Annotated in this window: 23 protein-coding genes, 1 tRNA gene and 1 pseudogene (1 of these 25 running past the window's edge); 14 read left to right on the top strand and 11 right to left on the bottom strand. The window is 66.1% G+C overall.

Annotated elements, in window-relative coordinates:
* Together A2X88_09940 and A2X88_09935 are read right to left on the bottom strand one after the other, a co-directional pair.
* Nucleotides 1-78, bottom strand: a pseudogene (locus tag A2X88_09940) (hypothetical protein) (it extends 257 nt beyond the left edge of the window).
* Nucleotides 79-115: 37 nt separating this feature from the next.
* Nucleotides 116-1,324: a hypothetical protein gene (locus A2X88_09935; GenBank protein ID OGP34627.1), complete on the bottom strand. Its 1,209-nt coding sequence runs from the start codon at nucleotides 1,322-1,324 to the stop codon at nucleotides 116-118.
* A 243-nt stretch (nucleotides 1,325-1,567) separates the two neighbouring features.
* Here A2X88_09935 and A2X88_09930 point away from each other — a divergent pair, with 243 nt between their 5' ends.
* The 8 genes from A2X88_09930 (at nucleotide 1,568) to A2X88_09895 (ending at nucleotide 7,823) form a co-directional block, all read left to right on the top strand.
* Entirely contained in the window at nucleotides 1,568-1,969 is a 402-nt protein-coding gene (locus A2X88_09930) for a hypothetical protein (GenBank protein OGP34626.1), read from the top strand.
* Nucleotides 1,970-2,025: 56 nt separating this feature from the next.
* A complete protein-coding gene (locus A2X88_09925; protein ID OGP34631.1) occupies nucleotides 2,026-3,099 on the top strand; it encodes a hypothetical protein in 1,074 nt (357 codons plus the stop codon).
* 122 nt (nucleotides 3,100-3,221) lie between these two features.
* Nucleotides 3,222-3,773 (top strand): 3-methyladenine DNA glycosylase, encoded by a 552-nt coding sequence (locus A2X88_09920; GenBank protein OGP34630.1) that lies wholly within the window; start codon nucleotides 3,222-3,224, stop codon nucleotides 3,771-3,773.
* A gap of 129 nt (nucleotides 3,774-3,902) precedes the next feature.
* Nucleotides 3,903-4,970: an AIR synthase gene (locus tag A2X88_09915; GenBank protein ID OGP34625.1), complete on the top strand. Its 1,068-nt coding sequence runs from the start codon at nucleotides 3,903-3,905 to the stop codon at nucleotides 4,968-4,970.
* A 59-nt stretch (nucleotides 4,971-5,029) separates the two neighbouring features.
* On the top strand, nucleotides 5,030-5,701 hold the full coding sequence (locus tag A2X88_09910) for a thiaminase II (protein OGP34629.1): 672 nt from the start codon (nucleotides 5,030-5,032) through the stop codon (nucleotides 5,699-5,701).
* Nucleotides 5,702-5,729: 28 nt separating this feature from the next.
* Nucleotides 5,730-6,386: a thiamine-phosphate diphosphorylase gene (locus A2X88_09905; protein ID OGP34624.1), complete on the top strand. Its 657-nt coding sequence runs from the start codon at nucleotides 5,730-5,732 to the stop codon at nucleotides 6,384-6,386.
* Nucleotides 6,383-7,180: a bifunctional hydroxymethylpyrimidine kinase/phosphomethylpyrimidine kinase gene (locus A2X88_09900; GenBank protein OGP34623.1), complete on the top strand. Its 798-nt coding sequence runs from the start codon at nucleotides 6,383-6,385 to the stop codon at nucleotides 7,178-7,180. Before A2X88_09905 ends, A2X88_09900 begins: the two co-directional genes overlap by 4 nt.
* 55 nt (nucleotides 7,181-7,235) lie before the next feature.
* Nucleotides 7,236-7,823, top strand: coding sequence for a cytochrome B (locus tag A2X88_09895; protein ID OGP34622.1), 588 nt, complete (start codon nucleotides 7,236-7,238; stop codon nucleotides 7,821-7,823).
* A gap of 60 nt (nucleotides 7,824-7,883) precedes the next feature.
* On the opposite strand, the gene A2X88_09890 is transcribed toward A2X88_09895, so the two are convergent.
* The gene (locus A2X88_09890) at nucleotides 7,884-8,501 is read right to left on the bottom strand and encodes a 3-isopropylmalate dehydratase small subunit (protein ID OGP34628.1); all 618 of its coding nucleotides are present in this window, start codon (nucleotides 8,499-8,501) and stop codon (nucleotides 7,884-7,886) included.
* Nucleotides 8,501-9,904: a 3-isopropylmalate dehydratase large subunit gene (locus tag A2X88_09885; GenBank protein OGP34621.1), complete on the bottom strand. Its 1,404-nt coding sequence runs from the start codon at nucleotides 9,902-9,904 to the stop codon at nucleotides 8,501-8,503. Before A2X88_09885 ends, A2X88_09890 begins: the two co-directional genes overlap by 1 nt.
* 143 nt (nucleotides 9,905-10,047) lie before the next feature.
* On the opposite strand from A2X88_09885, the gene A2X88_09880 reads away from it, so the two are divergent.
* From A2X88_09880 to A2X88_09870, 3 genes are read left to right on the top strand one after another with little or no spacing between them, the layout of a single operon-like run.
* Entirely contained in the window at nucleotides 10,048-11,766 is a 1,719-nt protein-coding gene (locus A2X88_09880; GenBank protein ID OGP34620.1) for a dihydroxy-acid dehydratase, read from the top strand.
* Between the two features lie 25 nt (nucleotides 11,767-11,791).
* Nucleotides 11,792-13,498, top strand: a complete 1,707-nt coding sequence (locus A2X88_09875) for an acetolactate synthase, large subunit, biosynthetic type (GenBank protein OGP34619.1) — start codon at nucleotides 11,792-11,794, stop codon at nucleotides 13,496-13,498.
* A complete protein-coding gene (locus tag A2X88_09870; GenBank protein ID OGP34618.1) occupies nucleotides 13,495-14,043 on the top strand; it encodes an acetolactate synthase small subunit in 549 nt (182 codons plus the stop codon). The genes A2X88_09875 and A2X88_09870 overlap by 4 nt, the downstream gene beginning before the upstream one ends.
* An 80-nt stretch (nucleotides 14,044-14,123) precedes the next feature.
* On the opposite strand, the gene A2X88_09865 is transcribed toward A2X88_09870, so the two are convergent.
* From A2X88_09865 to A2X88_09850, 4 genes are all read right to left on the bottom strand, one after another.
* Entirely contained in the window at nucleotides 14,124-14,333 is a 210-nt protein-coding gene (locus A2X88_09865; protein OGP34617.1) for a hypothetical protein, read from the bottom strand.
* A 136-nt stretch (nucleotides 14,334-14,469) separates the two neighbouring features.
* A complete protein-coding gene (locus A2X88_09860) occupies nucleotides 14,470-15,861 on the bottom strand; it encodes an NAD synthetase (GenBank protein OGP34616.1) in 1,392 nt (463 codons plus the stop codon).
* Nucleotides 15,862-16,152: an NAD(P) transhydrogenase subunit alpha gene (locus A2X88_09855; protein OGP34615.1), complete on the bottom strand. Its 291-nt coding sequence runs from the start codon at nucleotides 16,150-16,152 to the stop codon at nucleotides 15,862-15,864.
* On the bottom strand, nucleotides 16,152-17,336 hold the full coding sequence (locus A2X88_09850; GenBank protein OGP34614.1) for an NAD(P) transhydrogenase subunit alpha: 1,185 nt from the start codon (nucleotides 17,334-17,336) through the stop codon (nucleotides 16,152-16,154). Before A2X88_09850 ends, A2X88_09855 begins: the two co-directional genes overlap by 1 nt.
* Before the next feature lie 247 nt (nucleotides 17,337-17,583).
* Here A2X88_09850 and A2X88_09845 point away from each other — a divergent pair, with 247 nt between their 5' ends.
* The 3 genes from A2X88_09845 to A2X88_09835 all read left to right on the top strand — a co-directional run bounded on the left by A2X88_09845 (nucleotide 17,584) and on the right by A2X88_09835 (nucleotide 19,121).
* Nucleotides 17,584-18,306, top strand: coding sequence for a ribonuclease PH (locus A2X88_09845; protein OGP34613.1), 723 nt, complete (start codon nucleotides 17,584-17,586; stop codon nucleotides 18,304-18,306).
* A complete protein-coding gene (locus tag A2X88_09840) occupies nucleotides 18,303-18,908 on the top strand; it encodes a non-canonical purine NTP pyrophosphatase, RdgB/HAM1 family (protein OGP34612.1) in 606 nt (201 codons plus the stop codon). The genes A2X88_09845 and A2X88_09840 overlap by 4 nt, the downstream gene beginning before the upstream one ends.
* Nucleotides 18,909-19,044: 136 nt before the next feature.
* Nucleotides 19,045-19,121, top strand: a tRNA-Pro gene (locus A2X88_09835).
* A gap of 494 nt (nucleotides 19,122-19,615) precedes the next feature.
* Here the strand turns inward: A2X88_09835 and A2X88_09830 are convergent.
* From A2X88_09830 to A2X88_09820, 3 genes are all read right to left on the bottom strand, one after another.
* Nucleotides 19,616-19,996: a hypothetical protein gene (locus A2X88_09830; protein ID OGP34611.1), complete on the bottom strand. Its 381-nt coding sequence runs from the start codon at nucleotides 19,994-19,996 to the stop codon at nucleotides 19,616-19,618.
* A 130-nt stretch (nucleotides 19,997-20,126) separates the two neighbouring features.
* Nucleotides 20,127-20,531, bottom strand: coding sequence for a hypothetical protein (locus A2X88_09825; GenBank protein ID OGP34610.1), 405 nt, complete (start codon nucleotides 20,529-20,531; stop codon nucleotides 20,127-20,129).
* 63 nt (nucleotides 20,532-20,594) lie between these two features.
* Nucleotides 20,595-20,999 carry a hypothetical protein gene (locus A2X88_09820; protein ID OGP34609.1) on the bottom strand — a complete coding sequence of 135 codons (405 nt, stop codon included), beginning with the start codon at nucleotides 20,997-20,999 and terminating at the stop codon, nucleotides 20,595-20,597.
* Nucleotides 21,000-21,566 lie beyond the last annotated feature (567 nt).

The following is a 21,566-nucleotide window of genomic DNA, read 5'->3' as shown; positions in this document are numbered from 1 at the left end:
CCCGATCGTCCCTTCGATCCTCAGGCCGGAGGCATCCTCTCCCGGGAAGGGCTGAAGGGAAAAGGTAAGCAGTTTCATGGGTGTTTCGGTGTCCGGGACCGTTTGCCCCCACCTGTCACGGATCGTACAGGAGGTGCCGGGCCCTTCGCTTCGTGAATTCCCGCTCCTCGCGGGACCACTCCGCCGCGAGGTCGCGCCATCCCCGTCCGGCCGCAATCGCTTCCCGCTCCCGGGCCGAGCCGCATAGAAGGTCGAAGGCGGGAATACCCGCGACGAACTCGTAGGGCTCGGTCCGCCATCGGAAACGTCCGGGATCCTGGGCGCGGGCCGCGGCGACGCAGGCGACGCCGGTCCGGAAGGGACGAAACGCCTCCCGGTCGGCGACGACGACCTCGACACCATGGCAGCGAAACCCTGCATGCTTGTCCCAGGTCGGCGCGAAGCGGACCGGCCGAAACCGGACCCCCGGCAGCCGTTCGGCCGCAAGCGATTCCGCCAGCCGGTTGCCGTCGAGCCACGGCGCCCCGAACAGCTCGAACGGCCGAGTGGTGCCGCGGCCTTCGCTCAGGTTCGTCCCTTCGAGAAGGCACATCCCGGGGTAGACGAGCGCCGTCTCCGGCGTCGGCATGTTGGGCGAAGGAAATACCCACGGAAGCCCGGTGTCGCGCTGGTGCATCCCCCGCCGCCAGCCGCGGCAGGGAATCACCGTGAGCGCCACGTCGAGCCCCCGCTCCTCCCGGTAGAGCCCGGCCAGCTCGCCGACGGTCAGGCCGTGGCGGACCGCCACGTCGTGCACGCCGCAGAAGCTCCCGAAGCCTGGGCGAAGCGCCGGTCCCTCCACGGCAACTCCGCCGACCGGGTTCGGCCGGTCGAGGACGAAGAAGAGAATCTTCGCGATGGCAGCCGCCTCCATGCAGAAGAGCATCGTGGCCTGGTAGGTGTAGCAGCGGGACCCGACATCCTGGATGTCGAAGACCAGCGCGTCGAGCCCGCGCAGGGTCCGGGGATCGGGTCGAAGCGATTCGGCGGTGCTTCCGTACAGCGAGTGGACCGGGACCCCGGTCCTGCGGTCCCGCTCGTCCTCCACGGCGGCCATGTACTGGGCATCCCCGCGGACACCGTGCTCCGGCCCGAAGAGGGCGGCGAGGCGAACGCCCTTCGCTTCGTGGAGCAGGTCCGCGGCGTGGCGCAGACGCCGGTCGACCGAGGTGGGGTTGCAGATCAGCCCCACCGAGAGCCCCCGCAGGGGGGCGAAGCGTTTCTCGATGAGCATGTCGAGGCCCGAAACGACCTTTTCCGCCTGGTGCCCGGCAGATTTCATCATGCAGGGAAGATATCATATCCGGGGCGATCCCCGAATGGGAGCAGACCCGGAATCGCGCTGTTTTTTCCGAATCCATTTGCGGTATAATCTCGACCTACATCAACAATCGACTCGAACGGGCGGTGTGTGCCGGCGTCGGCCGGTACGAGGCATGATTCCGGAAGCTGCGGTAGCATGGTTCCGGATCCGGGGATGATGTGTGCTCTGCGGGATGTCCATAATCGATCGGAAAGGAGCTGGGACATGAGGGGTCGAAAGGGAGTCACGCAAGGAGTCATCGCGGGATTGCTGGCCGTTAGTTTTCTGCTCCCGGCGGGGTGCGCCACCCGGAATTACCGCAAGGAAGAATCCGGTCTGATTATCTCCCAGGGAGTAAAGGCGGTGAACGAGGCCAAGGCGGTGGAAGCCTCCAGGAGCGCGGAAGGAGAACTGAAAGTCGCGGAGGAAAGGATGTTCCAGGCCAGGGCCGCGTTCGACCTGGAAGCGTATAACGAGGCGGCACGCCTGGCGAGGGAAGGTGCGGTCATGGCCGACTACGCACGGGCCAAGGCGGCGGCAGCGAAAGCCAGGATGAACGCGGAGGAGGTGGGGAAAAACCTCGAAATGCTCCGCCAGGAAATCGAGCGGCAATCCCAATCGAAATGACGAATCAACACACTTCCAAGGGAGACCGGATCATGAATCCTGTGACGGGAAAGCGGATGGGGGACGGTGCGTGGTGGATTCTTTCGGTGGGTCTCGCGGTCCTTGTTGCCGGGTGCGGTCCTTCCAAGATGGCCAAGGACCAGCTGGAAAAAGCGCGACAGGCCTATGCACAGGCCAAGGCGGATCCGAATGTGAAAACTCTCGCGCCGATCCACCTGTCGGACGCCGAAAAAGCGGTTCAGGAGGCAGAGCAGTCCGGGAATACGACCGATATGCTGCACTATAGCTATGTGGCGGAGAAGAAGGCCCGGATCGCCATGGTCGTCGCGGAAGGGAAGATGGCGGACGGGGAAACGCAGAGGTTGAACGAGGAGACGGCCAAGGCGATCGAGAGGAAAAAGGAACTGGACCGCCAGCGGGAACTCGAGAAGAAAAAGGCGGAAGAGGAGGCCGCGAAGGCGAGACAGGCCGCGGCCGCGGAAGCGGAGCGTGCGGCCATGGCGAAGGCCGAGACCGAGAAGGCACGGCTGGGGGCAGCCTCGGAGGCGGAGCGGGCGGCCAAAGCAAAAGCGGAGGCCGAGCAGGCCCGCCTTGCGGCCGCCGCGGAGACGGAAAAAGCGGAAAAGGCCAGGAGGGAAGCCGAGCAGGCCCGGCTGAATGCCGCCGCGGAGGCCGAGAAGGCGGCCAGGGCCAAGGCGGAGGCCGACATGCTCATGCAGGAGCTGTCGGATCTCAAGGCCAAGCAGACCGAACGGGGGATCGTGCTGACGATCGGCGACGTGCTGTTCGCGTTCGGCAAGGCCGATCTGTCCCCGAAGGCGGACCGGAGCGTGGAGAAGCTGGCGGCCTTCTTGACGAAGTATCCGAACCGGAACGTGCTGATCGAGGGGCATACCGACAGCATCGGGTCGGACGATTACAACCTGGGGCTCTCCCGGCTGCGGGCCGAGTCGGTGAAGACGAAGCTGGTCGGAGACGGGGTCGAAGTACCCCGGATCACCACCGTGGGATACGGGAAAAAACACCCGGCGTATCCAAACGACACCGACGCCAACCGGGCGCAGAACCGGCGGGTCGAGGTGATCATCCTGAACGAGGGGGTCAAGGCGGAGTCCCAGATGCGGCAATAGCCTGCGCCGTCTGCTGCTTTCATCGGCCGGCCGGAGGAACCTTCGGGTTTTTCCGGACGGCTTTTTTTCATACCATCATGGAAGGATCCGGGATGGGAGGAGCCCTTCGGTTGATTCCGGGGATGGACAGACTGCCGCGGGCGTTTTACGATCGCGACACCGTCGTGGTCGCCCGGGAGCTTCTCGGGAAGTCGCTGGTCCGCGTGTCCAACGGCGTGGAGCGGATCGGCCGGATCGTGGAGGTCGAGGCCTATCTAGGGCCGCACGATCTTGCCGCGCATTCCTCCCGTGGGCGGACGGAGAGGACCCGGGTCATGTTCGGCCCGCCGGGGCACGCCTACGTCTACCTGGTCTACGGAATCCACTGCTGCATGAACGTCGTTACCGAGCGGGAAGGGCACGCCTCCGCCGTGCTGCTGCGGGCGGTCGAGCCGGTGAAGAATATCGAAGGCCCGACCCGGGGGCCCGGCCTGCTGTGCCGGGCGATGGGGATCGACCGGCAGCTCAACGGTTACGATTTGACCCGCGACGAGTTCCACATCGCGGGTCCTCGCACGACCGAACCGGTTTCGATCGTCAGAAGGCCCCGGATCGGCGTCGCCTACGCCGGGCGCTGGGCACGGAGGCTGCTGCGCTTCTACATCCAAGGCAATCCGTTCGTCTCGAGGCCGTAGCCGATACAGTCTGGGCAGGTTGCCTGCCCGGACGAATCCGCCGGCCCGCCTCCGGAGGAAGGGAAGTGATACTATTGGGTCTGGATTTCACGAAGCGGAGAATTGGGGACAGAGCATGCAGGGGGGGGCATGAAACCGCAGATGCCCGTCATCGGGAAGGTATCCGCCGACATCTTCAACGAGATCATCCTTCCGCATCTGGGGAGGAAGCGGCCCGAAGTCCTGGTGGGGCCGAGGCACGGGGTGGACGTGGGGGTCGTCGACCTGGGGAACGGCCAGGTGATGGTGACGACCACCGACCCGATCTTCGTGGTACCCCCCTACGGATGGGAACGCTCGGGGTGGTTCGCGGTCCACATCCTGGCCTCCGACGCCGTCACCTCGGGGATCCGGCCGGGCTACATCACCATGGACCTGAACCTTCCCCTCTCCATGACCCGGGAGGAGTTCGAGGCGCTCTGGACGGTGATGCACCGGGAGTGCGAGAAGATCGGCATGGCGGTCATCTCCGGACACACCGGGCGCTACGAGGGATGCGAGTATCCGATGATCGGGGGCGCCACCGTGATCGGGATCGGCCCCGCCGACCGGTATGTGACCCCCGCGATGGCCCGTCCGGGGGACGTCGTCATCCTCACCAAGGGTGCGGCCATCGAGGCGGCCGGCCTCTTCGCCGTCACCTTCCCGGACCGGGTCGCCGCACGGTACGGCGAAAAGGTTGCCCGGGAGGCCGAGGAGATCTTCTGGCAGATGTCGGTCGTGGAGGATGCCCTCACGGCGGTGGAGGCCGGAGTGCGGGACGACGGGGTCACCTCGATGCACGACGCCACGGAGTGCGGCGTCTGGGGGGGGCTGTTCGAGGTCGCGCGGGCCTCCGGAGTCGGCATGACCATCGACAAGGAGAAGATCCTCGTGCAGGAGCCGGTCCGGAAGGTGTGCGACCTGTTCGGCATCGACCCCTACTCCTCGATCAGCGAGGGAACCCTGGTGATCACCTGCCGGCCGCACAAGGCCAAGGAGGTGATCCGGCGGCTCGGCGACAAGGGGATCCCGGCCGCGATGGTGGGGGAGATCGTGGAGGAGCGGCAGGGGATCCGCTATTTCGAGGGCGGAACGTGGCGGGACCTGGTTCACCCGGAGGTCGACCCGTTCTGGGCCGCCTTCGGGAAGGCGGCGGCGCAGGGGAGCCAGCCGTGAAAGGTCGTTCCGGAGCGTCCCCCCCGCGCGCGCGAAGGCCGGGGTCGGCGTCGCACCCGCTGTATGGGGAACTGCGGGATCGGGCAAATCCCCTCTGGCAGGCCATTTTCCGGCACCCGTTCGTGACCGGAATCGGGGACGGAAGCCTATCCCGGGACCGTTTCGAGTTCTTCCTGAAGCAGGATTATGCGTATCTGCTCGATTTCAGCCGGGTGTTCGCCCTGGCATGCGCCAAGACCCGGGAGCTCGAGGACATGAGGGCGTTCGCGGCTCTGCTTTCCTCCACCCTGAACCAGGAAATGGAGCTCCACCGGAAGACCTGCGCCGCCTTCGGGATTCCCGCGGAGGAGCTGGAAACCACCGCCAGGAGCATGATCACATCCGCCTACACCGATTTCCTGATGCGCACCTGCTACGAGGGGGGGGCGGCGGAGATCCTGGCGGTCCTGCTCCCCTGCGCCTGCGGCTACGCGGAAATCGGCCAACGTCTCCGCTCGCAGGGCCTTCCCGGAAACCGGCATTACCGGGACTGGATCGACACCTATTCCTCCAGGGAGTTCCTCGAGCTCTCCGACTGGCTCATTGGAAGGATGAACGCGCACGGCGGCGATGCCCCGGCGAAGCGAAAGGAATCCTGGTATCGGCTATACGAAACAAGCGTTCGATACGAGTACCTGTTTTTCGACATGGGCTGGAAAAAAGAAGAATGGCCGGCCTCCGTCCCCCCGTAGGCGGGTCCCGAGCAAGCGGTTTCTCGCGATGACCGACCGAATCTCTCCCGTCCGGTGGCGGCTCTGCGTGATCACCGACGAGCGGATCGGCCGGGGCCGGTCGCACCTGGAGATCGCGGAGGCGGCGATCCGGGGAGGGGCCGACGTCATCCAGCTGCGGGACAAGGGGGCCTCCGGGGGGCGGCTCTACGAGGTCGCGATGGGGCTGCGGGAACTCACCCGCCACGCGCAGGTTCCGTTCCTCGTCAACGACCGCCTCGACATCGCGATGGCGGTCGATGCCGACGGGGTCCACCTCGGCCAGGAGGATCTGCCCGCCTCCGCCGCACGGAAGATTTTGGGGCCCGGGAAGATCCTGGGCGTTTCGGCGGCCACCGCCGGGGAGGTCGCCGCGGCGGAACGGGACGGGGCCGATTACCTGGGGGTCGGGGCGGTGTTCGAGGCGCGGGGGACCAAGGCAGATGCCGGCGACCCGGGAGGACCGGCCCTGATCGAGCGGATCCGGCGGCAGACCCGCCTCCCCATCGTCGCGATCGGGGGGATCGACGCCGGAAACGCCCGGCAGGTGCTGAAAGCGGGGGCGAATGCCGTGGCGGTGATCTCCGCGGTCGTCGCGGCGGACGACATCGAGCGGGCGGCCCGGCGACTGAAACGGCTGCTGGAGGGAAAGGAGAACCGGGAATGAAGAGGGCGCTCACCATCGCAGGCTCCGATTCCGGGGGAGGCGCCGGAATCCAGGCCGATCTGAAGACCTTCATGGCCTTCGGGGTCTACGGGATGTCCGCGGTCACCGCCCTGACCGCCCAGAACACGGTGGGGGTGCAGGGGGTCTTCGAGGTCCCGCCCGGGTTCGTCCGGGAGCAGATCCGAAGCGTCATGACCGACATCGGCGCCGACGCCGCCAAGACCGGGATGCTTTCCAGCGCGGAGATCGTCCGGGCGGTGGCGGAAGCGGTCCGGGAGTTCCGGATCCCCAACCTGGTCGTCGACCCGGTGATGGTCGCCAAGAGCGGCGACACCCTGCTGGCGCCGGATGCCTGCAGGGCGGTCCGCGACGAGCTTCTCCCGCTGGCCGCCGTCGCCACCCCCAACCTCCCCGAGGCGGAGGCGCTTCTGGGAAGGAAGATCGGGGACCTGGAGGCGATGAAGAAGGCGGCGCGGGAGCTGAAGGAGCTGGGGTGCCGGTGGGTGGCGCTGAAAGGAGGGCACCTGGAGACCGGCCCCGAGGCGATCGACCTGCTCACCGACGGGAAGGAGCTGCTCCTGCTGAGGGCGCCCCGGCTGGAAACCGGGAACACCCACGGCACCGGCTGCACCTTCGCCTCCGCCATCGCCGCGGGGCTGGCCCGGGGATGGGCGGTTCCCGATGCGGTCCGGCGCGCAAAGGAGTATGTCACCGAGGCGATCCGGAGCGGGTTCCCGCTGGGAAGAGGCCACGGTCCCGCCAACCACCTGGCCGGCGTCACCGGAAGATGGTAGCCCGGGGTACCCGCGGGGAGCGGTGCGGCCGGAGCCAGGAGGATCCCGCTTCCGGATGAAGTGGCTCAGGAACCTATACGACTGGGTCCTGCACTGGGCGGAGACTCCCTACGCGGTGCCCGCCCTGTTCGTCCTGGCGGTCGCGGAGTCCTCGTTTTTTCCGGTGCCCCCCGATGTTCTCCTGATCGCGCTGGCCATGGCCGCCCCCGCGAAGTCGTTCCGGCTCGCCGCGGTCTGTTCGGTCGGGTCCGTCGCCGGGGGAATCGTCGGGTACGGGATCGGGCTGTACGGGTACGAGGCGATCGGCCGGCCGATCGTCGAGTTCTACAACGGGCAACCGGTCATGGAGGCGATCCAGCTTCAGTATGCACGGCACGGGTTCTGGGGGATCCTGATCGCCGCGGTCACCCCGATCCCCTACAAGGTGTTCACCATCGCGTCGGGGGTCTTCAAGTTCGACTTCTGGCTGTTCCTGGCCGCCTCCATCGTGGGCAGGAGCACCCGGTTCTTCGTGGTCGCGGGGCTCATCTGGAAATACGGCCGGCCGATCCGGGAGTTCATCGACCGGTATTTCAACCGGCTGAGCTATCTCTTCATCCTGCTCCTGATCGCCGGATTCCTGATCCTCAAGTACGCGTTCTAGGATCTCCCCCGCGCAGGGCGTCCTGGAATGTTTCTTCCGGCGGTTGCCGTGAAGAACCGGTCAGAGGTCCGGGAAGAGCCAGGGCCGGTTCTTCTTTCCGTCCCGCTCGTATCGGGCGATGTCCGCCTCGTGCCGCAGGGTGAGGGCGGTTTCGTCGAGACCGTTCAGGAGACACTCCTTCTCGAACGACCCGATCTCGAACCGGTAGAGTGCACCGTCCGGGCCGGTCACCGTCTGCGCAGGGAGGTCGACGGAGACCCGTTCCCCCGGCCTCTCCGAAAGATGACGGATCAGCTCCCGCACCTCGCCGGGTGCGAGACAAACCGGCAGGAGCCCGTTCTTTTGGCCGTTGGCGGCGAAGATGTCGCTGAACGAGGGGGCGATGACGGCGCGGATCCCGAAGTCCATCAGCGCCCACACGGCATGCTCGCGCGAGGAGCCGCAGCCGAAGTTCTCCCCCGCCACCAGGATCTGTCCGCCCCGGTACGGGTCCCGGTTCAGCGGGAAGTCCGGCACCTCGTTCCCGTCCGCGTCGAACCGCCAGGCGTGGAAGAGTCCGGCTCCCAGCCCCGTGCGCTTCACGGTCTTGAGAAACCGGGCGGGGATGACGGCGTCGGTGTCCACGTTGTTCCGGTCCAGGGGAATCGCCACGGCCCGGAGAGAGACGAAGGGCTCGATCATCCGACCACCTCCCGCACGTCGGCGATCCGCCCGGTGACCGCCGCCGCCGCGGCCATCATCGGGCTCATCAGGTGGGTCCGTCCCCCCGGCCCCTGGCGTCCCTCGAAGTTCCGGTTCGAGGTGGAGGCGCACCGCTCGCCGGGCTTGAGGCGGTCCGGGTTCATCCCGAGGCACATGGAGCAGCCCGGGAGCCTCCACTGGAACCCCGCCTCGAGGAAGATCCGGTCGAGCCCCTCGCGTTCCGCCTGCCGCTTCACCAGCCCGGAGCCGGGAACGACCATGGCGGTGATCCCCGGCGCCACCTTCCTGCCCCTGGCGACCTTCGCCGCCAGGCGGAGATCCTCGATCCGCGAATTCGTGCAGGACCCGATGAAGACCTTGTCGATCGGGATCCCGGTCAGCCTTGTTCCGGGGGCCAGGTCCATGTACCGCAGGGACCGCTCCATCCGCTCCCGCTTCCGGGGATCGGATTCCTCCGCCGGGTCCGGGACGGAGCCGGTCACCGGGAGCCCGTCCTCCGGGCTCGTCCCCCAGGTCACCTGCGGGACGACCCGCGAGGCGTCGAGCGACTCCTCCCGTTCGAAGGCGACGTCGGGGTCGGAGGGAAGGGACCGCCAGTCCGCCACCGCGGCCGTCCATTGCGTCCCGCCGGGCGCCGCGGGGCGCCCTTCGAGGTAGGCGAAGGTCGTGTCGTCGGGCGCCACCATCCCGACCCGCCCGCCCGCCTCGATCGTCATGTTGCAGACCGTCATCCGCTCCTCCATCGACATCCGGCGGACCGCCTCCCCGGCGTATTCGATCGCGCACCCGCTGGCTCCCGCCGCCCCGATCTTCGCGATGATCGCCAGGATCAGGTCCTTCGCGGCGACGCAGAACCCCGACTCTCCCGAGACGGTCATCCGCATCTCCCGCGGTTTCTTCTGCCACAGCGTCTGGGTGGCCAGGACATGCTCGACCTCGGAGGTGCCGATCCCGAAGGCGATCGCCCCGAACGCCCCGAGGGTGGCGGTGTGGGAGTCTCCGCAGACCGCGGTGATCCCCGGCAGGATCAGCCCGTTCTCCGGGCCGGTGACATGGACGATCCCCTGCCGCACATCCTCGATGTCGAAGAGGGTGATCCCCGCCGCCCGGGCGTTCTTCCGGAGCGTCTCGATCTGGATCCGGCTTTCCGGGTCCTCGATCCGCTCGAGACGGTCGGCCGAGGTGGGCACGTTGTGGTCCGGCACCGCGAGCAGGGAGAGGGGACGCCGGACCTTCCGTCCCGCCTGCCGCAGCGCCTCGAAGGCCTGGGGGCTGGTGACTTCGTGGATCAGGTGCCGGTCGATGTAGAGGAGGCAGATGCCGTCCGGCCGCTCGACGACGACGTGCCGTTCCCAGATCTTCCGGAACAACGTCGGCATGAATCTTCCTCTCCGGTTCTCCGGGGTTCGGGACAGCGGGCCCCCGGACCCGATGCTACGTTGGATGCTCCATCCGCCGCCCCGGGTTTCTTTTCCGCAAGATATCAGGAACCTTGCCCGGCGGGGGATGCATCTATGTTCGTATGATGGATCCCGTCCTGAAACATCGAAGCGGCCTGCTCACCGGAACCCCGGGGGAGGCGGACTGGGCCCGGCGGGCTGCGGCACGAGCCATGCTCCGGGCCGTCGGCTTCCGGGACGAGGATTTCCGGAAACCGATCGTCACGGTGGCCTGCCCCTACACGAACGCCACCCCCTGCAACGACCACCTCCGGAAGCTGGGCGACATCCTGGCCCGGGAGGTCGAGACGGCCGGAGGCCGGCCGTTCCTCTTCGGAACCCCCGTCATCAGCGACGGGGAGACGATGGGGATGGAGGGGATGAAATACTCCCTGATGTCCCGGGATCTGATCGCCGACTGCATCGAGACGATGCACGAGGGGTACGCGGCGGACGGGATCCTGACCCTGTCCGGCTGCGACAAGAGCATCCCCGGCGCCCTGATGCCGATCCTGCGGAACAACGGGATCGGGCTGACCCTGTACGGGGGCACGATACTCCCGGGGCGGTACAAGGGGGAGGACCTCACGATCGTGAGCGCCTTCGAGGCGATCGGGGCCCACGGGGCCGGGCGGATCGACGACGAGGAGCTGCACCAGGTGGAGTGCCGGTCCTGCCCGGGGTCGGGCTCCTGCGGCGGGATGTACACGGCGAACACCATGGCCTCGGTGATCGAGGCGATGGGGCTTTCCGTGCCGGGATCGGCCTCGCACCCCGCGGTGGACCGGGGGAACCGGATCTCCTCCCGGAAGCGGAAGGACTGCGCCGATTCCGTCCGGGCGCTGATGGGGCTGCTGGAGCGGGGGATCCGCGTCCGCGACATCGCGACGCGGGAGGCCTTCGAGAACGGCATCTCCGTGATGATGGCGCTGGGCGGCTCCACGAACGGGGTCCTCCACATCCTCGCGCTGGCGCACGAGGCGGGCGTACCGCTTGCCATGGAGGAGTTCCAGCGGATCGGGGAGAAGGTTCCGCTGCTGGGGAACTTCAAGCCCTTCGGAAGGCATGTGATGTCGGATCTGGACCGGATCGGCGGCATTCCGATGGTAATGAAGACGCTGCTAAGGGCCGGGCTGCTTCACGGAGGATGCCTGACGGTCACGGGGAAGACGGTCGCGGAAAACCTGGCGGGCGCACCGGACCGGCCGGTCCGGCAGAAGGTTCTCTTTTCCCCGGAGCGGCCGTTCGCGGCGCCGGGCCGGCACGTCACGGTCGTCCGGGGGAACCTCGCCCCCGAAGGGGCGGTGCTGAAGCTCTCCGGCAAGGAGCTTACCCGCCATTCCGGGCCGGCGAGGGTCTTCGACCGGGAGGAGGACGCGCTGGAGGCGATCCTGTCCGGGGCGGTCCGGAAGGGCGACGTCCTGGTGATCCGCTACGAGGGCCCCCGGGGCGGCCCCGGGATGCGGGAGATGCTCTCCCCCTCCGCCGCGCTGATGGGCGCCGGACTGGGAAAGGATGTCGCGCTGGTCACCGACGGCCGGTTTTCCGGGGGAACCCACGGGATCATGGTCGGACATGTCGCCCCCGAGGCGCAGGTCGGAGGGGCGATCGCCGTCGTTTTCGAGGGGGACCGGATCACCATCTCTCCCGGCGACCGGGCGATCACCCTCGAGGTGGGGGAGGAGGAGATCGCGGATCGCCTCTCCCGGTGGAAGGCGCCGGAGCCGAAATACCCCCGCGGCGTGCTGGGGAAGTATGCGAGGCAGGTCGGCACCGCGTCGAAGGGCGCGGTGACCAGCTGATCGAATGGAAAGGCGGAGGAACCGGATGGCCGGGCGAAAACGCGAGATCTCCGGGGCGGAGCTGTTCTGCCGCTGCCTCGTGGAGGAGGGGGTCACCACCCTGTTCGGCTACACCGGGGGGGCGATCATGCCGGTGTACGACCAGTTTCCCAAGTTCCCATCGCTTCGGCATGTGATGGTCCGCCACGAGCAGGCGGCAGCCTTCGCCGCGCAGGGGATGGCCCGGGCTACGGGCAAGGTCGGGGTGTGCATCGCCACCTCGGGGCCGGGGGCCACCAACCTGATGACGGGGATCGCCGACGCCCACCTCGATTCGATTCCGATCGTCGCGATCACGGGCCAGGTCGCCACCTCCGTGATCGGGACCGACGCCTTCCAGGAGAGCGACATCGTCGGGATGCTGGTCCCGGTCGTCAAGCAGGCCTACCTCCTGGACGACCCGTACGAGATCCCCCGGGTGGTGCGGGAGGCCTTCTACCTGGCGAACACGGGCCGGAAGGGGCCGGTCCACATCGACCTCCCCAAGGATGTCGCCAACGCCGTGATCCCGGACGGCCGGTTCGACAGGACGATCCGCTATCCCGTTCCGAAGCCTCAAGGCATCGGGAAGGAGCATCTGGAGCAGGTCCGAAGGCTGGTGGCCTCCGCGGAGCGCCCGGTCGTCTTCGTGGGGCACGGCGTGATCCAGTCCGGCTCGCAGGGCGAGGTCGTTCGGTTCCTGGAGCGGTCGAACATGCCGTTTTCCTTCACGCTGCACGGGATCAGCGCGATCCCGGCGGATCATCCCCAGTGCCTGGGGATGATGGGGATGCACGGGACGGTGGAGGCGAACCGGGCGATCGAGCAGGCCGACCTGATCGTCGCGCTGGGGATGCGGTTCGACGACCGGGTCACCGGGAAGCTCGACGAGTATGCCAAGAACAAGAAGGTGATCCACGTGGAGCACGACCCCTCCGAGATCCACAAGAACGTGCGGGCGGACGTCGCCATCCACGCCGACCTGAAGGGGGCCGTCGCGGAGATGGCGAAGGTGGTGGAGAAAAAGCCGTACACGGAGTGGTACCGGTACGCCGCCGCGAACCGTCGGCATTGGGACGAGGTGGACCCCGTGAACCGGGGGAACGGCGTGGGGAACGGCGGAAAGCTCCTCATGGGGAAGGTTGTCCGGACCCTGTCGGAGATGACCGGGGGGAAGGACAACGTGATCGCCGATGTCGGGCAGCACCAGATGTTCGCGGCGCGCTACTACCGGTTCCGGCGGTTCAACAGCTGGTTCTGTTCCGGCGGCCTGGGGTCGATGGGGTTTTCCCTCCCGGCGGCGATGGGGGTGAAGCTCACCCGCCCGCGGGAGCGGGCGTGGGTGATCGTCGGGGACGGCTCCATCCAGATGAACATCCAGGAGCTGGGGACGATCATGGAGCAGAAACTCGACATCAAGATCCTGCTGCTGAACAACAACTTCCTCGGGATGGTCCGGCAGTGGCAGGACCTCTTCCACGGGAGCCGCTTCGTCGGCACCCCGGTGAAGAATCCCGACTTCATCGCCCTGGCCCGGGCCTACGGGATCGCCGGGGAGCGGGTCGCGAAACGGAAGGAGCTCATGCCTGCCCTCCGGCGCGCGATGAAGCACAAGGGAGCCTACCTGGTCGAGGTCCTGACCGACACCGAGGAGATGATCCTTCCGATGATCCCGTCGGGGGCCCGGTTCTCCGACATGAGGATCACCCCATGAAGCGGAAAAAGCGGAACACGATCCTGGCCTTCGCCCACAACCGGCCGGGCGTCCTGTACAAGCTGCTCTCCCTGGTCCGGAAGAAGCGGTACAACGTCGAGACGATCACGGTCGGCCACACCCACGTCGATGGGGTCACCCGGATGACGATCTCCTTCTCCCACGAGGAGGAGGGGAAGATCGAACAGATCGTCCGGCAGGTCGAGAAGATCACGGAGATCCCGCAGGTCGAGGATGTCACCCACGCGAACGTGGTCAACCGCGAGCTGGTGCTGCTGAAGGTCAAGGCCAGGCCCGCAGACCGGGTGCACGTCACGGCCACCGCGCAGATCTTCGGGGGGAAGGTGATCTACGTCGCCCCCGGCCACATCATCGTCGAGATCACGGGGAAGCAGGACAACATCGAGAGCGCCATCGCGCTGTTCCAGGAGTTCGGGATCCTGGGGATCGCCCGGACCGGGGCGACGGTCATGCACCGGGAGGAGGAGGAGATGGGGCTCGACCGGATCGTCCTTCCCCGGATTTCGGCTCACCGCAATACATAAACGAAACCGGCCCCGGGAAGGGTTTTCCCGAGGCCTTGTTTCCCGTGAACCCTGGCCAAAGCCCCGCCGCCGGTGGCGGGTCAGGCCGCCTTGTCGAGCTCCTTCAGGAATTCCTCGATCGCCTGCTCGACCCGGTCCCTGGTGAGGCCGTATTTCCGTTCGACCATCTCCACAAACCGGTCGCGCTTCCCCCCGACCTCGTCGAGCTCCTCGTCGGTCAGAAAACTCCATTTTTCCCTGATTTTCGCCTTGTACTGCTTCCAGTTGCCGGCAACGCTGTCCCATTTCATGGGGAATCCTCCTTTCTCTTTCGGAAATCGGATCCGGTTGGTTGGATTTGCCGGGCCTGGACCAACATCTATATTATAGAAAATTCGGTAGACTCCGATCAAGGCGGGGGGAACGGGAAGGATGAGAGCCGGCCGCTCAGCTGCCTTTCAGCGCGGCGATCAGGTCGAGGATCGCCTTTTTGGCGTCCCCGAAAAACATGAGGGTGTTGTCGGCCGCGAAGAGCGGGTTCGGAATCCCGGCGAACCCGGGGGAGAGGGAGCGCTTGACGACCACTACCGTCCTCGCCTTGTCCACGTCCAGGATCGGCATGCCGGCGATCGGGCTCTCCGGGTCGGTCCGGGCGAGCGGATTCACCACGTCGTTCGCCCCGATCACCAGGGCGACGTCCGCCTGGGAAAAGCCGGGGTTGGCCTCCTCCATCTCCTTGAGCCGGTCGTAGGGGATGTTCGCCTCCGCGAGGAGGACGTTCATGTGGCCCGGCATCCGCCCGGCGACCGGGTGGATCGCGAACTCGACCTCCACCCCGCGCGACGCCAGCAGGTTCGCCAGGTCCCGGACGGCGTGCTGCGCCTGGGAGACCGCCATCCCGTAGCCCGGCACGACGGTCACGCGGCGGGCCGCGTCGAACACCATCGCCACCTCCTCGGCGGTCGCCGCCTTGACCCGCCCCTCGTAGATCTCCTCCCCCGGGGCGGGGCCCGTCCCGATCGTCCCCCCGATGCCGAAGAGCACGTTCCCCAGGGAGCGGTTCATCGCACGGCACATGATCCGCGTGAGGATGATCCCGGAAGCCCCGACCAGCGACCCGGCGATGATGAGGACATGGTTCGAAAGGACGAAGCCGGTGGCCGCCCCCGCGAGCCCGGAGTAGGAGTTCAGCAGGGCGATCACCACGGGCATGTCCGCCCCCCCGATCGGAAGCACGAGCAGGATTCCCAGCACCGAGGCGGCCCCCGAAAGGGCCAGGTAGGCGGCCGGATTCCCGGGATCCAGCACGAGCCAGGCCCCCAGCGCGAGGCAGGCAAGGCCCAGCGCGGCGTTGACCGCCTGCTGTCCGGGAAAGAGGATCGCCCGCTCCGGGATCCATCCCTGCAGCTTGCCGAAGGCCACGAGCGATCCGAAGAAGGTGACGGAGCCGATGATTCCGGTCGCCGCAACCGCCACGGAGAAGACGGGGGAGGGCGCGCCCATGGCCCGGCCCGTCTCCAGGAGGCTCGCCCCCGCCACCAGGACCGAGGCGGCGCCGCCGAACCCGTTGAAGATGGCGACCATCTGCGGCATCGCCGTCATCGAGACCTTCACGGCGAAGATGGCGCCGACGGCGGAGCCGGCCAGGATGCCCGCGAGGATCACCTCGAAGCCGACGATTTGCCGGTCCAGCAGGGTGACCGCCACGGCGATCAGCATCCCGAGCGCCCCCAGCAGATTTCCCCGCACGGCGGTCCGGGGGTGGGAGAGCCCCTTCAGGCCGAGGATGAAGAGGACCGAGGCGGCGAGGTAGGAGAGGTTGGTCAGCGCGCCGGTCACCTATTCCTCCTTCCCTTTCCTCCGGAACATCCCGAGCATCCGGTGGGTGACGAGGAAGCCTCCCACGACGTTGATCGTGGCGAAGACCACTGCGGCGAACCCCAGGATCGTCGTGAGCAGGGTGTGCTGGTGCCCCGCGGAGAGGATGGCCCCGACCAGGGTGATCCCGGAGATGGCGTTCGACCCCGACATGAGCGGGGTGTGCAGCGTCGGGGGGACCTTGGTGATTACTTCGAAGCCGACGAATACGGCGAGCACGAACACCGACAGGCCTGCGATCAGCACCTCCATCACGGAGTCCTTTCCGGTGCGGAGTCGAGCGGAGGCAGCCCCAGCGCCTCCCGGACCCGAGGGTGCACCACCTCTCCGCCGTGCGCCGCCAGCGTTCCCCGGACGATCTCGTCCGTCAGGTCGAGGACGATCTTCCCGTCCCGGACAAGGTGAAGGAGGAAGGTGGAGACGTTTTTCGCATACATCCGGCTGGCATGGTAGGGGAGCTCCGAAGGGAGGTTCACCGGGCCCAGGACGGTCACCCCGTTGGCCGACACGATTTCCCCGGGGCGCGTCAGCTCGCAGTTCCCGCCCTGCTCGGAGGCCAGATCGACGATCACCGAGCCGGGAGCCATCGCCTCCGCCATCCGGCGGGTGACCAGGAGGGGGGCCTTCCGGCCGGGGACCTGCGCGGTGGTGATCACCACGTCGCTGCGGGATACCGCCTCGGCCATCGTCTCCCGCTGCCGCCGGAGGAACTCCTCGCCGGCCTCCTTCGCGTATCCTCCGGCGTCCTCGGCCTCACCCTGCGGAAGCGGAATCTCCAGAAATCTCGCGCCCAGGCTCTCCACCTGCTCCTTCACCGCGGGGCGGACGTCGTAGGCCTCCACCAGCGCGCCGAGCCTGCGCGCCGTGGCGATCGCCGTCAGGCCGGCCACCCCCGCCCCCAGGACGAGGACCCGCGCGGGACTGACCGTTCCCGCGGCGGTCATGAGCAGGGGGAAGAAGCGGGGGAGCGCATCCGCGGCCAGCAACACCGCCTTGTAGCCCGCGACGGTGGCCATCGAGGAGAGGACGTCCATCGACTGCGCGCGGGAGATCCGGGGAAGCAGCTCGAGGGCGAAGACCGAGACGTTCCGGGACGCCGCTTCCCGGATCCCCTCGGGAGCGGAGAGGGGGTCGGCCATCCCGACGAGGATCTGCCCCGGGCGCATCCGGTCGAGGTCGTCCCTGCCCGCGGGACGGTTCGCGTCGAGCGCCAGGACCTGGAGGATCGCGTCGGCGGTTCCGAACAGCTCCTCCCGGCGGCTCGCGATGGTTCCCCCCTTCCCGGAATACTCCTCGTCCGGGAAGCCTGCCCGGACCCCGGCCCCCCGCTCCAGCAGGACCGAAATCCCCGCTTTCGCGAGCGCGGGAAGGACGTGCGGGGTCAGGGCCACCCGCCGTTCCCCGGGAAAGGTCTCTTTCGGCACTCCGACGATCATGGCGTGGTCATCCGTCGCGCAGAATTGTACTTCCCCCCGGCGGGATCGGCCATCGCCGGGGTACGTTTTGTTGGATGCGGCAAATCGTAAAGAGTGTCAAGAGGATACCAGCAGATTTCCCGGAACGCAGGGGATTTCGCTGTTTCCCGGGGCAGGAGTCCTTGGTACTCTATCTCGTGGACGATCCGTGCCGGACCGGTCCGGCCCCTCTCATGCGTTGCCGGGGCCATGACGGGGAGGAGACAGGGTGCGCGCAGGCGGTCGGAAGGCGTTCGAGATCCGGGAAACCTCCGTAGTCTCCCCGGTGCAGAAGGATGCGGAAGGGTCGGTCCTCTTCGGGATGGGGGAGACGAAGGTGGTCTGCGCGGCGTCGGTGGAGGACCGGCTTCCGCCGTTCCTTCGCGGCTCCGGGAAGGGCTGGGTGACCGCCGAGTACGGGATGCTTCCCCGGGCGACGAACACCCGGACGCAGCGGGAGGGGCGCACGGGCAAGGTGCAGGGGCGGACCCTGGAGATCCAGCGGCTGATCGGGAGGTCGCTGCGGGCCGTCGTGGACCTCTCCCGGCTCGGAGAGCGGACGATCACCGTCGACTGCGACGTCCTCCAGGCCGACGGCGGGACCCGGACCGCCGCCGTCAACGGGGCCTGGATCTCCCTCTGGCAGGCCTGCGGCCGGCTGGCCGGATCCGGCGTGATTTCCGGGAACCCGGTCCGGGAGCCGGTGGCGGCGGTGAGCGTGGGGGTGGTGGGCGGCCGGATCCTGGTCGACCTCGACTACGCGGAGGACTCGGCCGCCGAGGTGGACATGAACGTGGTGATGACCGGAAGCGGAAAGCTGATCGAGGTCCAGGGGACCGCCGAGGGGGAGCCGTTCTCGCGGGAGCGGCTGGACAGGATGCTCGACGCGGCGGTGCGCGCGGGAAAACGGATCCTCAGGATCCAGAGGGAGTGGATGGGGAGAGGGCGATGAAACTTCTGATCGCGACCCGGAATCGGGGGAAGGTGGCGGAGATGAAGGCGCTGCTCGGGATGGGGGCGCTGAAGAACGTGGAGGTAGTCACGCTGGCGGACATGCCGAACGTCGGCGATCCCCGCGAGGAGGGAAAAACCTTCCGGGAGAACGCGAAGATCAAGGCGATGTATCACGCGCAGGCGCTGAAGGTCCTCTGCGTCGCGGACGACTCCGGTTTGGCCGTCGAGGCGCTGGGAGGACGTCCGGGGGTGATGTCGGCGCGGTACGCCGGGCCGAAGGCCACCGACCCGGAGAACACCGCCCTTCTCCTGGACGACCTGAAGCCGCACCCGAGGCCCTGGAAGGCGGCGTTCGTCTGCGTGGCGATCGCGGTCCTCCCCGGGAGGGTGGTCGCGGAGTCGGAAGGCCGGATCGAGGGGGAGATCGTGCCCGTCCCGCGGGGGACCGGCGGGTTCGGCTACGACCCCGTGTTCCGCGTGGAGGGGAGCGCGAAGACGATGGCGGAATTGACCCTCGAGGAGAAGAACCGGGCCAGCCACCGCGGAAAGGCGATGCGGGGGCTCATCGAGGAACTGAAGAAGAGCGGGGTGTTCGGGTAAGAGGAACCACGAGGGGAACGGAGGATACCAAGCAATTGGCGGGGGGGGATGTTGGAAACTTGATGGAGAATCTCCATCAAAGTGTGGATGTCGTCCCCCGGGTATCGTGTTCTTTCATGGGAATGGGGTCGAGCGTCGGGACGTAGCGCAGCCTGGTAGCGCACTTGCCTTGGGAGCAAGGGGTCGCCGGTTCAAGTCCGGCCGTCCCGACCAGTCTTTTCAGACAGTTGCTTGTTTGCCGTGATTGCCTTCTGTCGCAATGCTTACCAAAAGCTTACCAACTTTTTCCCGGTTTCCGGATTGGGTCTATAGGAAGTTTCTTTTTTAGCTGTCTCACCAGGAGGACACTTCCACCCGGCCGGCCGTCGCGATTCTGTGGCCGGGTCGGTCTGTCCGACATCAATAACTCCGCCGCTCCGCCCGCCGCTGCTTCCGACAACCTTTCGCCGTCAGTATACCCACCATGGGACGGGAATCAACCCGAAACCCGCGCATCCGTCGGGCGTGGAGGTGAAAGGGGTGGATGGGGGAAGTCCGGCCCCCGGTCGCCTTACTGCGGACCGTAGTCCGGGAACGGGTCGGGGCAGAAATCATCCAACAGTGGCGGCGACCGCCCGGGAAGTTTCAGGGGGTCGACCTCGTAGACACGCAGGATGAGACGCGCCCACGATTTCCGGCGGGCCGCAAGCCAGGCACTGTCAGGTCGCTCAAGGATCGGACGGCTCATACTCCGGAGGGACCTCGATGAAAGCCTTGCGGTTGTGTGCGATTCCGCGATGAGCGTTCGAGTAGGCCCCGTAGTAATGGACGAGCTGGGTTCCCCGGTCGGGGATGTGGGAAGTCAGCCGGGCGATCCCCTCCAGGTAGTCGTAGTCCCGGTGGCCGGACGACACCCTCTCTTCCCCGTGATCGGGGACGGTTCCCTTGGCGAGGTATCGCACCTTGGGTTCCTGGGCAGGATCGGCGCGGAGTCGGCTGGTCGCGGCGGGTCCCCGGACCATGTAGGGCCCCACGCGTAACGCATCCTCGATATCGGGAATCTCCTCGCCGGCGAAGGCATGAAATCCGGAGTGTCGCCACGGTTTCATCCCCGCAAGCGGTCTCGGAGATGTTCCGGCTCCCCGGGCAAGGCGAATTTGGGCCTGGGAAGTTACGTTGACGAACAGGAACTATTAACAAACGGAGGCAACATTATCACAACGTCAAACGACTTAAATTCTACTCCGCTACACCAGATAGATATTCCCCGTACTTTTTATCCTCTTCAAGGATATGGTGCAAAAACCAGTCTCTTAAAAACGCCAGTGTGCTGATAGGGAGGAAGGCATCTCCCTTGGTATATTTATCCCGTAAATCATTTATTTGCGAGACGAAGAATTTGTGCTCCTTTGTCTGATGGGCAAGGCCCGGGAAGCCTGTAATCTTAAGCAGTTTTTCCTCTTCCGTAAAATGGTACTTAATGTAATCGTCGGCCAGTTTTAACCCGCGCTCGATGACCTCCTTGCCCTTGCTTCCCCCCGCTGCTTCTTCCAACTGGGTAAGATAATCGAAAAATTTCTTGTGGTGTTTGTCCATCTCTTCGATTCCGGTGCGAAAATCGTCTTTCCAAGTAAACGAGCTCATGGCGGAACTCCTTCTTTAATTTTCGGGGGGGGTTGGCTACCCCTGAGGGTTAGGGCAAGGGTCTCAAACTACTCCCTTCGCAGCAAAAAACGGCGCGTACTTCTTATCCGTTCCCTGGATGTGTTTAATCAGCCAGTCGGTTAGCGCACTGATCATCTGCGAGGCGTCGGGAAAACCTGCCTGGTGCTGATCCGCAAACTCAAGTATTTTCCCGGTCGCCGCTTCGTGGATTTTCTTATGCCGCTCATAATCGGGGTATCCGTAATCCCGCATCATCTGCTCTTCCCCGGAAAAGTGGTTATAAGCGTACAGCATCAGCTCGTCGATCGTCTTCCCAACCTCCGTCTTTCCCCTCCCCTGCGACACGGCATCTTCCAACGAATTCAAGATGTTCAAAAAGGTCGCATGTTCATCGTCAATCTTTCGAATACCCAACCGGAATCCCTCGTCCCAGGTTTGCTGTCCCATACTGGTCCTCCCAGGAGTAGACGATGGACCATGGAATCACTAACCAACGGTCCCTACTCGTATCTCGGAATAAACCGGAGGGATCTTTAACGCCGCATAAATGAAAAACGGAGAGCGTAGTAAATCCGCCACGCTCTCCGTGTGTTAGGCTGGCTTCCTGGGCAGGGCGAATCTGGGCAATTCTGGGAGGAAAGGATTTCTGTGCGATAACGACAAAGCTCAACTGCCGCTTTGGAGCGGAATATCGGTAACGGGTCGAGGAGATCTTCGGCTGGATGAAGACCACCGGCGGGATGCGCAAGGCGCGGTACGTCGGCCAGAGGAAGGTGGGCTGGCAGTTCACGCTGGTGGCCGCGGCGTACAACCTGGTCCGGATGAGAAACCTGGGGTTGGGAACGGCGTAAGAGGGGCGAAGTGCCCCGAGAACGGTGACAGGGGAACAAAGAGAGCCTGGGATACGGCGAGAAAGCGGGGGAAAAGAAGGCAACGGAGACAAACAGCCCCTCGAAAAAAGAGGATTATGAGGAAAAGGACCTCGGATCATACGAGTTTTTCACCACCCTGTTA

This window comes from Deltaproteobacteria bacterium GWC2_65_14 (assembly GCA_001797615.1).
Classification (GTDB): domain Bacteria; phylum Desulfobacterota; class Deferrimicrobia; order Deferrimicrobiales; family Deferrimicrobiaceae; genus GWC2-65-14.
This window is presented reverse-complemented; position numbering and strand designations above follow the sequence as displayed.